The sequence below is a fragment of the Haladaptatus ordinarius genome (assembly GCF_054177595.1).
In genome coordinates this window covers 1-13,193 of record NZ_JBPEHH010000012.1, presented here as the reverse complement: position 1 = coordinate 13,193, position 13,193 = coordinate 1, and the positions used below count along the sequence as shown (strand labels likewise).

Annotated in this window: 15 protein-coding genes; 12 read left to right on the top strand and 3 right to left on the bottom strand. The window is 62.1% G+C overall.

What is annotated here, in order from left to right:
* Nucleotides 1–34: 34 nt before the first annotated feature.
* Both ACR3FF_RS06505 and ACR3FF_RS06500 read left to right on the top strand, forming a co-directional pair.
* Nucleotides 35–1,579 (top strand): acyl-CoA carboxylase subunit beta, encoded by a 1,545-nt coding sequence (locus ACR3FF_RS06505; RefSeq protein ID WP_458187093.1) that lies wholly within the window; start codon nucleotides 35–37, stop codon nucleotides 1,577–1,579.
* Complete coding sequence (locus ACR3FF_RS06500) at nucleotides 1,560–1,832, top strand: DUF8022 family protein (protein WP_458187092.1); 273 nt, start codon at nucleotides 1,560–1,562, stop codon at nucleotides 1,830–1,832. Before ACR3FF_RS06505 ends, ACR3FF_RS06500 begins: the two co-directional genes overlap by 20 nt.
* 60 nt (nucleotides 1,833–1,892) lie before the next feature.
* On the opposite strand, the gene ACR3FF_RS06495 is transcribed toward ACR3FF_RS06500, so the two are convergent.
* Entirely contained in the window at nucleotides 1,893–2,702 is an 810-nt protein-coding gene (locus tag ACR3FF_RS06495; RefSeq protein WP_458187090.1) for a class I SAM-dependent methyltransferase, read from the bottom strand.
* A gap of 417 nt (nucleotides 2,703–3,119) precedes the next feature.
* Between ACR3FF_RS06495 and ACR3FF_RS06490 the strand changes: the two genes are divergently transcribed.
* Both ACR3FF_RS06490 and ACR3FF_RS06485 read left to right on the top strand, forming a co-directional pair.
* A complete protein-coding gene (locus ACR3FF_RS06490) occupies nucleotides 3,120–3,914 on the top strand; it encodes a prephenate dehydrogenase/arogenate dehydrogenase family protein (RefSeq protein ID WP_458187088.1) in 795 nt (264 codons plus the stop codon).
* On the top strand, nucleotides 3,911–5,338 hold the full coding sequence (locus ACR3FF_RS06485) for a small ribosomal subunit Rsm22 family protein (RefSeq protein ID WP_458187086.1): 1,428 nt from the start codon (nucleotides 3,911–3,913) through the stop codon (nucleotides 5,336–5,338). Before ACR3FF_RS06490 ends, ACR3FF_RS06485 begins: the two co-directional genes overlap by 4 nt.
* Before the next feature lie 7 nt (nucleotides 5,339–5,345).
* Here the strand turns inward: ACR3FF_RS06485 and ACR3FF_RS06480 are convergent, their stop codons facing one another.
* A complete protein-coding gene (locus ACR3FF_RS06480) occupies nucleotides 5,346–5,558 on the bottom strand; it encodes a hypothetical protein (RefSeq protein WP_458187195.1) in 213 nt (70 codons plus the stop codon).
* Between the two features lie 180 nt (nucleotides 5,559–5,738).
* Here ACR3FF_RS06480 and surE point away from each other — a divergent pair, with 180 nt between their 5' ends.
* The 8 genes from surE to ACR3FF_RS06440 all read left to right on the top strand — a co-directional run bounded on the left by surE (nucleotide 5,739) and on the right by ACR3FF_RS06440 (nucleotide 12,346).
* Nucleotides 5,739–6,515: a 5'/3'-nucleotidase SurE gene (gene surE, locus ACR3FF_RS06475; protein WP_458187084.1), complete on the top strand. Its 777-nt coding sequence runs from the start codon at nucleotides 5,739–5,741 to the stop codon at nucleotides 6,513–6,515.
* Nucleotides 6,516–6,578: 63 nt separating this feature from the next.
* Nucleotides 6,579–8,924, top strand: coding sequence for a bacterio-opsin activator domain-containing protein (locus ACR3FF_RS06470; protein WP_458187082.1), 2,346 nt, complete (start codon nucleotides 6,579–6,581; stop codon nucleotides 8,922–8,924).
* Nucleotides 8,925–9,001: 77 nt separating this feature from the next.
* The gene (locus ACR3FF_RS06465; protein ID WP_458187080.1) at nucleotides 9,002–9,259 is read left to right on the top strand and encodes a HalOD1 output domain-containing protein; all 258 of its coding nucleotides are present in this window, start codon (nucleotides 9,002–9,004) and stop codon (nucleotides 9,257–9,259) included.
* Between the two features lie 166 nt (nucleotides 9,260–9,425).
* Complete coding sequence (locus tag ACR3FF_RS06460; RefSeq protein ID WP_458187078.1) at nucleotides 9,426–9,593, top strand: DUF7331 family protein; 168 nt, start codon at nucleotides 9,426–9,428, stop codon at nucleotides 9,591–9,593.
* A 194-nt stretch (nucleotides 9,594–9,787) separates the two neighbouring features.
* Complete coding sequence (locus ACR3FF_RS06455) at nucleotides 9,788–10,468, top strand: carbonic anhydrase (protein WP_458187076.1); 681 nt, start codon at nucleotides 9,788–9,790, stop codon at nucleotides 10,466–10,468.
* A gap of 176 nt (nucleotides 10,469–10,644) precedes the next feature.
* Nucleotides 10,645–11,043, top strand: a complete 399-nt coding sequence (locus ACR3FF_RS06450; RefSeq protein ID WP_458187075.1) for an ArsR/SmtB family transcription factor — start codon at nucleotides 10,645–10,647, stop codon at nucleotides 11,041–11,043.
* Nucleotides 11,040–11,888, top strand: coding sequence for an arsenite methyltransferase (arsM, locus tag ACR3FF_RS06445; RefSeq protein ID WP_458187073.1), 849 nt, complete (start codon nucleotides 11,040–11,042; stop codon nucleotides 11,886–11,888). Before ACR3FF_RS06450 ends, arsM begins: the two co-directional genes overlap by 4 nt.
* Nucleotides 11,885–12,346, top strand: coding sequence for an arsenate-mycothiol transferase ArsC (locus tag ACR3FF_RS06440; protein ID WP_458187071.1), 462 nt, complete (start codon nucleotides 11,885–11,887; stop codon nucleotides 12,344–12,346). Before arsM ends, ACR3FF_RS06440 begins: the two co-directional genes overlap by 4 nt.
* Before the next feature lie 143 nt (nucleotides 12,347–12,489).
* Here the strand turns inward: ACR3FF_RS06440 and ACR3FF_RS06435 are convergent, their stop codons facing one another.
* On the bottom strand, nucleotides 12,490–12,888 hold the full coding sequence (locus ACR3FF_RS06435) for a DUF7475 family protein (RefSeq protein ID WP_458187070.1): 399 nt from the start codon (nucleotides 12,886–12,888) through the stop codon (nucleotides 12,490–12,492).
* Nucleotides 12,889–13,193: the final 305 nt, after the last annotated feature.

Genomic DNA, 13,193 nt, shown 5'->3' with positions numbered 1-13,193 from the left:
GCGCAATGAGTGTCCGGAGGGTTCGACCGTGACGATGGACGAGCGCATCGACGAACTGCGCGAGAAACGCCGCGAAGCCGAGAAAGGCGGCGGCGAAGAGCGCATCGAAAAGCAACACGAGAAGGGGAAGATGACGGCGCGCGAGCGCATCGAGTACTTCCTCGATGACGACACGTTCAACGAGTTCGACCAGCTACGTACCCATCGGAGCCACAACTTCGGGATGGAGGAAAAGCAGGTCTACGGCGACGGGGTCGTGACCGGCTACGGCGATGTGAACGGGCGTAAAGTCTTCGTCTTCGCGCACGATTTCACCGTCTTCGGTGGCTCGCTCGGCGAGGTGTTCGCCGAGAAAGTGACGAAGGTCATGGACAAGGCGATGGAGGTCGGCGCGCCGATCGTCGGATTGAACGACTCAGCGGGCGCGCGCATCCAGGAGGGGGTCGCCTCGCTCGCAGGCTACGCCGACATCTTCCACCGCAACCAGCAGGCTTCCGGCGTCGTCCCCCAGATATCCGCCATCATGGGGCCGTGTGCCGGCGGTGCGGTCTACTCGCCTGCCATCACGGACTTCATCTTCATGGTGAAGGATACGAGTCACATGTTCATCACCGGACCGGACGTCATCGAGACGGTGACGGGCGAGGAGGTCACCTTCGAAGAACTCGGTGGTGCGAAAGCCCACACCTCGGAGAGCGGGGTGGCCCACTTCGCCGAGAACAGCGAAGAGGAAGCGCTCGACGACATCCGACGACTGCTCTCGTATCTCCCGCAGAACAACGTCGAAGACCCGCCGAGCGTCGAACCGTGGGACGATCCCGAGCGGCGGGACGAGGAACTGAAATCGGTGGTTCCGGACCAACCGCGGAAACCCTACGACATCACCCGCGTCATCGAAGGCGTCGCGGACGAAGATTCGTTCTTCGAGGTCCAGGAAGATTACGCGAAGAACCTCGTCGTCGGTTTCGCCCGTCTCGACGGCCAATCCATCGGCGTCGTCGCCAACCAGCCCCGCGTCAACGCCGGAACGCTCGACATCGAATCGTCCGAGAAAGGCTCGCGGTTCGTTCGCTTCTGTGATTCGTTCAACATTCCCATCCTCACCTTCGTTGACGTGCCCGGTTTCATGCCCGGCACCGACCAGGAACACGGCGGTATCATCCGCCACGGGGCGAAACTGCTCTATGCCTTCTCGGAGGCGACGGTGCCGCTTTTGACCGTCATCACCCGGAAAGCCTACGGCGGGGCCTACGACGTGATGGCCTCGAAGCACATCGGCGCGGACGTGAACTACGCGTGGCCCACCTCCGAAATCGCGGTGATGGGGCCCCAGGGAGCGGTGAACGTCCTCTACAGTTCCGAACTTGCAGAGGCGGACGACCCGGAGGCTCGTCGTGACGAACTCATCGACGAGTACCGCGAGCAGTTCGCCAACCCCTACACCGCCGCCGACAGGGGCTTCGTGGACGACGTAATCGAACCCCAGGACACCCGTAAGCGTCTCATCGACGACCTGGAGATGCTGATGAGCAAGCGTAAATCACAACCCGAGAAGAAACATGGCAACATCCCGCTCTGACGGGTTCGCAGATGTGAACCTCTCGATTCCGCCGAACGCTTCCGAGGAGGAAGCCGCCGCGATAGTCGCCGCCATCGGTGCCCACCTCCGGGCAGAGGAGGTGGCCGCCGCCGCAGACGAAGCCGAGACGTGGGACGGCAAACGCTGGCGGTTCGCTGGCCGCGCGGCGCAGTTACAGAACCGAGACGTTCGGGTGCCGACCGACGCCCCGACGAATCCGTGGGCGGCGGCGGGACGGACGACGCGATACTGATTCGAGAAAACGCAAAACTGAGCCAAAGTACGCAATATCGAAACGGGATTTTTTCGACTCTTACGCGCGACAAACCGCGAGAATGTGCTCTGAGAAGTCGACGACTGCGCGGTCTTCCCGGAGCGTCCTGACGACCTCCCGAACGTCTTCTACCGCTTCGTCGTCGGCATCTTCGAGTTCGGAAGCCATGTTCGACGCGATGCCCTCCAGGCCGACGAGCTTCTCGACGGTGAAGCCTGCCGCCTCGAGTTCGGTTTCTAACTCGGCGGCGCGGAAGAAGTGACACTCCGCCCAGCCCTCGCCGTCCACGAGGTCGGCGGTGTAGTCACCCGTCTCGGCGATATCGGGGAGAATCGAGTGGGATTCGTCGAGAACGTGCTTGACGATGTCCCGGAGTGTGGTGAGCCGGCCGATGACCGACGTGAAGACCGGTGTGCCGGGGGCAGCGACGCGCCGAAGCTCAGCCATCGCTTGGGCGCGGTCGTCGGCGTCCACGACGTGCGAGAGCGGGCCACCGAGACAACAGACCGCGTCGAAGCTGTCGTCCTCGAACGGGAGGCCGCAGATATCGCCTTGCTGGCAGGTGACGCTGGCTTCGAGGTCGCGTTCTTCGACCTGTTCGCGGGCGATGCAAACGAGTTCGTCGCTGAGGTCGACGTGTTCGACCTCGTAGCCCGCTTCCGCAAGCCAGATGGCGTATCTGCCTGGGCCACCGCCCGCGTCGAGGATACGACCCGAATCGGGAAGGTGACTGTCGAGGTCGTCAATCGTTTGTGCGAACTCGATTCTCGAGACGGGGGTCGCTTCGAGGCGCTCCCACTCGCCGTCGCCGAGTTCGTCGTAGTACTTCTGTGGATCCATGCTGGTCATAGTTGTGTGTTGGGCTGTGTTCTTCGGATTTCTCGAGTTCGGTCGGACGTGATACACGAAACCGGTGGAGACGACGCGCCGGGGTTCGCCCCGACCGTCGCCGTCCAACTGGCCTAGCTTCGAGGCTCCACCCGACGAAAAGCAGTCGCTGGCCCTCGATTTCCGCCAGCGCGGGGTGGAACCGAGTTCGTCACGAGCGAAGTGTCAGTTCGCCGGTTGATAAATGTTCTGTTTCAGTGAACTTTCGAGATGGTTCGAACGGCGGGGTGGTCTGGGCAGTCCATTTTGGTACGTCTCGTCGAGTGGGTGATGGAGTGAATACGAGTGAACTGTCTTCGACGCGGAAAAGACGAGCCACGCTCCCGCTGACCCGAGCAAACGAACCTCTTTTCAGCCAACCCCACCAAACGGAATCCAATGAACGTACTCGTCGTGGGGGCGGGCGCGATGGGTCGCTGGTTCGGCGAGTCGGTCGACTGCGACATCGCGTTCGCCGACGCGAACCCGGCGGTCGCGGCGGACGCGGCGGCGAAACTCGGCGGGCGTGCTGTCGCACTGGACTCGGAGGAAACCTTCGACGCTGTCTGTCTGGCCGTACCGATTCCTGCGATCGAGGAAGCCATCGCGGAACACGCACCGAACGCAGAGCGCGCACTGCTGGACGTGAGCGGCGTGATGGCCGACGCCCTCTCGGCGATGGCCGAACACGCGCCCGACCGCGAGCGAGTGAGCCTCCACCCGCTGTTCGGGCCGGACAGCGAGCCGGGCAACGTCGCGGTCGTGGCCGACGAATCGGGGTCTCTCACCGACGGCCTCCTCGCCGACCTGGAATCTCGTGGTAACACGCTCGTCGAGACGACGCCCGAGGAACACGACGCGGCGATGACGACCGTCCAATCTGGCGCGCACGCCGCCGTCCTCGCGTTCGCCCTGGCGGCGGAGCCGGTCCCCGAAGGACTCCAGACGCCCGTCTACGCCGACCTCGCCGACCTCGCGGCGCAGGTCACCGACGGGGACCCCCGCGTTTACGCCGACATTCAGTCGACGTTCGACGGTGCCGAGGGTGTCGCAGTGGCGGCCCGGCAGGTTGCGAACGCCGACCCCGTCGAGTTCGAGCGCCTGTATCGGGAAGCCGGTGTGTCTCGAAAAGCGGACACGGACGACCCTGACGCGTCCCCGGAATCGGACGAAACCGAGGGGGAAAAACGATGAACGCCGATCAGCACGAGCAGGTGCGTTCGAACGCGCTTTACCTTCGGTCCGTGCGTCCCATCGACCCCGAGGAAATCGCGGAGTACGTCGAGGGACGACCCCATCCAGCGGTCGTTCGACAGGTGCTCCGTGAAGAAGGGCTCGACCTCGAACTCGTCGAGCGAGACGACGGCACGTTCGAACCGCCCTCGGACGAGCCGGTCACTCCCGATTTCCGGGCTGTCGAGTCGTTTCCGGAGGCGTACGCCGGACGGCTAGAAAACCTGCTCGTCGAGGAGTTCGGCGTGGGGTGGTCCGATGGGGAGTCGGGTGACGAACTGCGCGAGACGATTCGCCGACTCAAGGAGGAGTATTTCGCACAGAACCCCGTGGAATACGATTACCGCGTCGCGCTCGGGTACGCCATCTACCACCTCCCGGACTACTACGCAGTCGTCCAGTACGTGCTCGCGGAACTCGCAGAACGCGACTTGCTTCCGCGAACGCTTCGCGTTTTGGACGTCGGTGCCGGGGTCGGCGGTCCCGCCCTCGGACTCCACGATTTCCTCCCCGACGACGCCCTCGTCGAATACCACGCGGTCGAACCCAGCGACGGTGCCGACGTGCTCTCCGCGATGCTCGAAGAGACCCAACGGAACTTCTACCCGACGGTTCACCGCGAGACAGCGGAGGAGTTCGAACCCGAAGGGGAGTACGACCTCGTGCTGTTCGCCAACGTTTTGAGCGAACTCACAGGCCCCGAGGCGGTCGTTCGAAGGTATCTGGATTTTCTCGCGCCGGACGGGTCTCTGGTCGCAATCGCCCCGGCGGACAAGAATGCGAGTATCGGCCTGCGGGACGTCGAGCGGAGCGTCGCCGACCAAACGACGGTGTTCTCGCCGACCCTTCGCCTGTGGCCCGGCGAAGAGCCGAGCGACCGTGGCTGGTCGTTCGACGTGAAACCCGACCTCGACGTGCCAGCGTTCCAGCGCCGCCTGGACGACGGAGGGAGGGTGGATAGCACAGACGACGGCGATGGCGGGAATCGCGTCGGAGACGGCGAGTTCGTCAACGTCGACGTCCAGTTTTCGCACGTCGTCCTCAGAACCGACGGAGAGCGCAGACGGGAGTTCACCGCCACGTCCTCCCGGTCGGCGAAGATGACCGAGATGGACCGTCACGTCACGGAGCGTGTCGATTTCGTGGCGGTGAAACTCAGTCACTCGCTGTCGGACGGTGGAAACGAGGTGTTCAAAGTCGGTGACGGCAGCGAACAGGTCGGCCAGTTCGCGGTGCTGACGAACGAGACGTCTCTCAATCGTGCGTTGCGTGACGCGCCGTACGGCGCGCTCCTCTCGTTCGAGGACGTGCTCGTCCTCTGGAACGAGGACGAGGGTGCCTACAACCACGTCGTCGACGAAGCGACGGTCGTCGATCGCCTCTAGTGGTCCTCTAGTTGGCCTCTACGCACTCGCGGACGAACTTATAGTACGAACCGAACCTCCCCTCGTCGTTCGGCGAGAGCGAGATGTCGTTTTCTGCCAGCAGTTCGACTGTTTTTCGCGGCTCGCACTCGAACCAGATCGACAGCACGTCTACGCTACGTTGCGCGTATTCGTAGTTGAGTTCGAGTGTCCGAGCGTCGATGACGTTTCCCTCCGCCATGTCCATACGAACAAAGTGCGTATTAGGATATAAATCCATGTGATTCGTTAACTATAGATGGCTAATTATAACGCGACTGAGGAACCGAGACGTCGCGAAAATGGGGTGCTGAGACGACCGACGTGGACACGAGAGACGCGGAGCGGAGCACTTTTGCGCTCCCGTTCCGACCCCCTGTGCATGAGTGACCCGTTCGAAATTCTCCTGACGAACGACGACGGTATCGACAGTCCCGGCATTCGCGCACTGCACGATGCCTTACGAGAGGTGGGCAACGTCACGACTGTCGCGCCAGCCACCGACCAGAGTGCGGTCGGGCGGGCGATGTCCTACGAGGTGGAGGTGACCGAACACGAACTCGGCTACGCCGTCACGGGAACCCCGACCGACTGCGTCGTCGCCGGACTCGCCGAGATAGGGCCGTACCCCGACATCGTCGTCTCGGGGTGTAACAACGGTGCAAATCTCGGGGCGTACGTCCTCGGGCGTTCGGGAACCGTCAGCGCCGCCGTCGAAGCCGCGTTCTTCGACGTGCCTGCCATCGCCGTCTCGCTTCACGTTCCGACCGACCTCTGGCCCCACGACACGTCGGTAGAAGAGTACACCGAGGCTGCTCGGGCGACGACCTATCTCGTCGAGCACGCCCGCGATGCAGGCGTATTCGACCAGGCCGAATATCTGAACGTCAACGCACCGATGCCGGGTGACGACCCGGCCCCGATGGCGGTGACGCGACCCTCGCACGTCTACGACATGGACGCGACGAGTGACGATGGCGTCGTCACGTTGCACGACCTGACGTGGGAACAGATGGGCGACGGAACGCTTCCCGACCCGGAGGGCACCGACCGCCGCGCGGTGTACGAAGGAAAGGTCAGCGTCTCCCCGCTCACCGCTCCGCACACGACCGAACACCACGAATCACTCGACGAACTCGCCGCGAGCTATCACGATTAACGCTACCGTTTTATCCGTCCACCACCAACCCGCGCCTGACGAATCAGGGATGGGGAGACTGCAGTGAGTCAGGACGACGTCGAACAGTACGGTCTGGATGACTTTCCGGTACACGTCGCCGTCCTCGATAGTCGAGGTGACATCGTGGCGACAAATCGGGCGTGGGAAGAGTTCGAACGAGACAACGGCCTCTCGGAGTCGACGCTCGGAACCAACTATCTCGACGTCTGCGACGCGGCGAACGAGTCGAGCGCACGCACCGCCGCCGACGGCATCCGGAGCGTTCTCAGCGGCGAGCGTTCCGAGTTCACCCACGAGTACCCCTGTCACTCACCGGACGAGCGACGCTGGTTCGTGATGCACGCCGTCCGTGCGACTGGGACCGAATCGTACGTGGTCGTCACACACGCGGACGTGACCGAACAGCGGGAACGGAAATTTCGAATCGAACGCTATCTGACGACCATCGAGAACGTCCCACTCGTCCTCTTCGCGTTCGACAGCGACGGTGTGTTCACGCTCTCGGAGGGAAGCGGCCTCCAGTCGCTCGGTCTGGCCGACGGCGAAGTGGTCGGCGAATCGGTGTTCGACCGGTACGAAGACCGCTCCGACATCGTCGACGACTGTACGCGTGCTCTCTCCGGTGAGCGGGTCCACGCGACCAACGAAGTCGGCGACACCGTCTTCGACGTCGTCTATCAACCGGTGTTCGACGAGTCGGGTGGCGTACGTCGCGTCGTCGGCGTGGCGCGGGACGTGACGAAACGCGAGCGACACGAGCAAGTGTTCGCGGCCCTCTCTGACCTGACGCGCGTCCTGCTCGAAGCGGAATCGCCCGACGAGGTCTGTGAACTCACGGTCGAGGGGGCCGAGCGACTGTTGGACCTCCCCGACACTCTCATCGCGTTGTACGACGAGTCGTCGGGGTCGCTCAACGTTCGAGCACGGTCGTGGCGCTCCGAGGAGTTGCCGGACGGGCTACTGGACACCGAGGGAATCGGCTGGGAGTCGTTCACCGAGGACGAACCCCGGTTCGTCGACGACATCGCCATCCTCCCGCTGGGTACGGAGGGTATCTTCGTCACGACGGTCACGGACGACACTAGCCTCGACGTCGCAGAACTCTGTGCTGCCGCGGTCGAATCCGCACTCGGTCGCGCGAACCGCGAGTCGATGCTCCGCGAGCAAGAACGGACGCTGCGTCGACAGAACGCCGCGCTCGAACGACTCAACGAGTTGAACGAAGGCATCCGACGTATCGTGCGGGCACTTGTCGAGGCGCGAACCCGCGAGGAAATCGAACGAGCGGTCTGCCGGCGCTTGACCAGTGGCGGGCCGTACCGGTTCGCGTGGGTCGGCGTAGACGACCCCGCGACGCGGACCGTCCTCCCCCGTGAGTGGGCGGGTGTCGAGCGTGGTTTCCTCGACGCCGTCACCGTCGAAACGCGCGACGATGTGAACGACCCGACCGGGGTCGCGCTTCGAACGGGGCGAGCGCAAATCGTTCAGGACGTGCTTCGCGACTCGCCGTCCGAAACGTGGCGGCGTGAGGCCCTGAAACGCGGCTATTGCTCTACCTGCGCGCTTCCGTTGCGCTACGGAGACGCGGTCTATGGCATTCTCACAGTCTACTCCGACCAACCGGGGACGTTCGACGCGTTAGAACGCTCCGTCCTCGAAGACGTGAGCCAGACCATCGCGTACGCAATCAACGCCGTCGAGAGCAAGAAAGCACTCGCAGGAGGACAGTTCGTCGAACTGGAGTTCGACGTTGCAGACTCGGCAGTGGTGTTCGTCGACATCGCCCGTGAAACGGGTGCGAGCGTCGAATTTGCGGGCGTAATTCCCAGGCCCGATGGGTCGCTCAAATCTCTCTTCCTCGCTCGGAACGCGGCCGTCGATGCAGTGGCCGCCGTCGCGGGTCGCTCGCTCGAAGTCATCGACGTCGAACACGTGAGCGAGAGGGACAGCGTCTCGCTGTTCTCGGCGACGTTGACGGAGTCGAGTTTCGTCGCCACGCTGTTAGACCACGGTGCAATTCCCGAGTCGTTCGTGGTCGACGGGTTGCCCGGCCGCGTCGTCGTTCGGTTGTCTACGGACGCGGACGTTCGAACGTTCGTCGACGTACTCAAAGCTCGTTTCCCTCGACTGGAACTCCGGAGTCGCCACCAACGGGAGCGGCCGTGGGCGACCGTCGATTTCGAGCCAGTGCTCACCAGTACGCTGACCGACCGCCAGCGTGAAGTGTTGGAAACCGCCTACTACAGCGGTTTCTTCGACTCACCCAGAAAGAGCACCGGAGAGGAGGTCGGTCGGTCGCTCGGTATCTCACAGCCGACGTTCCAACACCACCTGCGGGCCGCGGAACGAAAGGTACTGCGCCGACTTCTGGACGAGCACGACGTCTAGATAGATAGCCCCCTCGGTTTCTGCCTACGTTCATCCTAGCTGGAAACGATTTGTTTAGCAATCACCTCCCGGTGACTATGGAAACCAGGATGGACGAACGGACGAGTAGAAAGTCGGAGGGCCACTTGACGGTAGCCGTTCTCACCGCCGTCATGGATGCCGCCGGCTACGAGGACGCATCGGAGTTCGAGACCTGCCTCTACGACGTCATCGACCCGGACGCGCTCGACGCACTCTTCTACGAACGATCAGTGAGCGGGTACGTCGAATTCGCGTGGGACGGCTTCGACGTCCTCGTCTACAGTAACGGGTGCGTAGAGGTGGTGGACACGTAACGATGGACCCGGGTTTGCGACCGTAGAGACACCATCACGTGACGATACCGTCCGTTTGGCATGGGGGATACCATCGTACTCTCGCCGCAGAACCCCGCGATAGGCGGCGACCGACGCCAGCGGAACGTCGGCCGTCTCCCTGCTGTCGCCGCGACTGCCGCGATACGTGGAATCGTACGCAACCGACCGAGAAACGACGATGACCGAACGAGAACGAAACGAAATCGAGTACAGCGAATACGAGGACGAATACGGTGTCGTAGCGACGTTTTTCGACCCGGAGAACCAACGAGCGTGGCTTCGGTCGAACGTGACCGTGGCCGTGCGTCGGTGAACCGTCCGCCGGTCGGGAAGCCATCTCTGTTCTCCCCGTCTTCCCCTCTCTGGGAGCGATACGACTCCGCCGTTCGTCACGAGTCCAGCGATTCGAGACGCGCGAACGGTCGTTCGTTGACGAGTCGGCGGGGGAGAACAGCCTCCGCACGAAAAAACCGAGGAATAAACTCGGCGGGGGCCGTCGTCACGAGTATGCATCGGATACTCGTCGAGTTACTGCAGAGCAATTCCGACCACGCCAGGGAGTTCCAGTCTCGGTTCGACGACGTTCAGGACTCCCAACAGCCACCCGTCGTCACCGTCTGCTGTTCGGACTCTCGGGTCCTCCAGGACCACGTGTGGGGCAACGACGAACCGGGACGAATCTTCACGTGTAGCAACATCGGGAACCGCGTCGTTCAGCGAACCGACGACGGGGAGGCGGTCTCGGGAGACGTCCTCTACCCCGTCGAATACACGGGGACAGACACCATCCTCGTCGTGGGACATACCGGCTGTGGTGCCGTCACGGCGACGTATGACGCCCTGACGGACGGGGTCTCCGAGCCAGCTGGTATTGAACACTGCATCGACCTGTTGCGGTCTCGCCTCGAAGCAGGCGTCGAGTCGCTTCCAGCGGGTCTGAGCCGAACCGAAGCCGTTAATCGGCTGGTGGAGTACAACGTCGACAGACAGGTCGAGTTCCTCGTCGGGAGCGACGACGTCCCGCCCGAAGTCGACGTCGTCGGTGTCGTGTACGATTTTCAGGACGTGTACTCCGACCGTCGCGGGGAAGTCCACGTCGTCAACGTCGACGGTGAAACTGACGTCGAGACGCTGCGAGAGGAACATCCGGAGGTCGACTCTCGAATCGGGCGACTCTGGGAGTACTGAGCAGTTCGCCGAGACGCTTCGAACGAAACGATACGCCGAATTGGCGGCCCTCGTTGTCTCCCTCTGTTTTTTGCGTTCGGGCCGATGGGCCGGTAGATTCACTCTACACGGTAGCCATCTCACGTCGCTACTGGCGCTCGAAATAATTATATGAATAGATGCTCAATTACTCAACCATGGCTCAGGACAGGACGAGACTTCGACGGTTCATCGAAGACGAGGAGGGAGAGTGCTGTAGCGTGGACGTCGATGCACGACTCGACGACCTGAACAGGCTCACGGAAACGATTCCGGAGGGATATACGACCGACCTCGCCGCGCTGAAAGCCCTCGGAAACGAGACTCGCTACCGAATCGTTCGACTACTTGCCGCTGCAGGGGGAGAACTCTGTGTCTGTGAGATTACGCCCGCGTTCGACGTGAGCGAGAGCGCCGTCAGTCACGCGCTCTCCGACCTCACCGACGCCGGTCTCTTGAACCGCCGGAAAGACGGAACGTGGCGATACTATTCGACGACCGCGCGAGCCGAACGACTGGTTACCGCCCTTGATGCGACGCGAGGTGACGACGGATGAACGAGCGGTCGAACGCTGCGGAGGGAAAGCACGGCGAACTCGATGCCGCAGACCGACGGCGTGCCGTCCGTGACCGGTACGCTCGAATCGCCACGAAATCCGATGACGAGACGAACTGCTGTACCGACGCCAGTCGTTGCTGCGATGACGACTCGTCTACGCAGAATTCCGGGGACCTCGGCTACGACGACGCCGAAGTGAACTCGGTTGAAGCGGGCGCGGATTTGGGACTCGGATGCGGAAATCCGAACGCCATCGCGTCCCTCGAAACCGGTGAGACGGTGCTCGACCTCGGGTCTGGAGCGGGATTCGACTGTTTCCTCGCCGCACAGGAGGTGGATACGTCGGGCCAGGTAATCGGCGTCGACATGACTCCCGAGATGATAGAGAAAGCCCGAGAGAACGTCGTGAAGAACGAGGCGTCGAACGTCGAGTTCCGTCTCGGTGAAATCGAACACCTCCCCGTCTCCGACGAGACGGTCGACGTCATCATCTCGAACTGCGTCGTCAATCTCTCGCCAGACAAACCGCAGGTCTTCCGTGAAGCGTATCGAGTGCTCCGCCCGGGGGGTCGGTTGGCCGTTTCGGACGTCGTGATGACGGCCCCTATCCCGGATGCGGTTCGGAGAGACCCCGAATCGGTGGCCGCCTGTGTCGGTGGCGCGTCGACCGTTGAGGAACTGCGAGAGATGCTGGCCGCAGCGGGCTTCGTCGACGTCACAATCACGCCGAAAGAAGAGAGCGAGGAGTTCATCCGTGAGTGGGACGACAGCCTCGACCTTGACGAGTACATCGTCTCTGCGGCGATTACGGGGCGGAAACCCGAACGGGGCGAACTCGAATGACCCGACCGAGTGACGACGATATCCTCACGGTCGGCTTCGTCTGTGTTCAGAACGCAGGCCGCAGTCAGATGGCGACTGCTTTCGCCGAGCGCGAGCGAACCCGCCGAGGCCTCGGAGACCGGGTACGTATCGTCACTGGAGGTACTGACCCCGCAGACCACGTCCACGACGTCGTCGTCGAGGCGATGGCCGAGGGCGGTTTCGCCCTCGAAGACGAACACCCCCGAGAGATTACGCACGACGAGATAATGAACGTGGACATCGTCGTCACGATGGGATGTTCCGCGGAGAACGTCTGTCCGATGACGTGGCGCGGTGATGCTCGCGACTGGGCGCTCGACAACCCTCACAGACAGAACGTCGAGACGGTTCGGCGGATACGAGACGAGATTGAGACACGGATTGAGGCGTTGTTCGACGAGATTGCAGACGAGAAGTCCACCGACCAGGGTGCGTAAACGACCAGGTCGACTACTCTGGGTAGTGGCCCGTAGAGATGGTCGACACGTTCGCTAGTGGCACGTTCGGTGGGTCGAGACGTGTTCATCCATCTACTGCGAGTCCCGTACCGCGACGTAATTTGTGATATCACTCCCGGGTTCTATCTGGTGGGCTTCGTCCGCGACGTCTCCGGGGCTGTCTCCTCTATAGTTCGCGTCCTCCAGTAGAGGTAGACGAGAAGGGCGACGAGTACGACCTGGACTGCCTTGTCGACGTAGCCGACGATGGTAAATTCGCCTCCAGTGGCAACGTACCAGAGGGGAATCTGGATTGCCGTATAGAGTGTCCCGACGAGGTACAGGAGGGTGCGGCGGTAGTCGAAGAGGTAGAGACCGATGGCTCCGAAGAAGCCTACACCCGCGAGTGCGACAGGTATGCGACCTTCGATGACCCCAGCGTAGATGTGCAGGAGGCCGGTAACGAACACGAGTCCAACGGCTACCCATCCTAGGGTGGAGATGGAATCGGTCTCGAGCCTGTTTGTTGTATCTTGTACCATATTCACAATACGTTCGCTGAGCGTATATACCTCTCTCCCATTTCCACCCCTCGAGAAGGACCGCGACTGGTCTGTTTGGACGTTGAATTCCAGGTGACGAAGGTTGCTCAGCACTCTCGTCCCCGGTCATCTATCGTTCGTTGAAACCCTTCGCGGATGATACAAATATCGTGCTGGATACGGAGTCTGAGGGCGCAGTAAAAAGGGGCACGATTTGACGACTCATAGGCCACAAGTGAGCATTGAGTAGCTTATTAAAATTATTTACAATAGCTATACATTGCTTCAACCCTATTAGTTGCTAT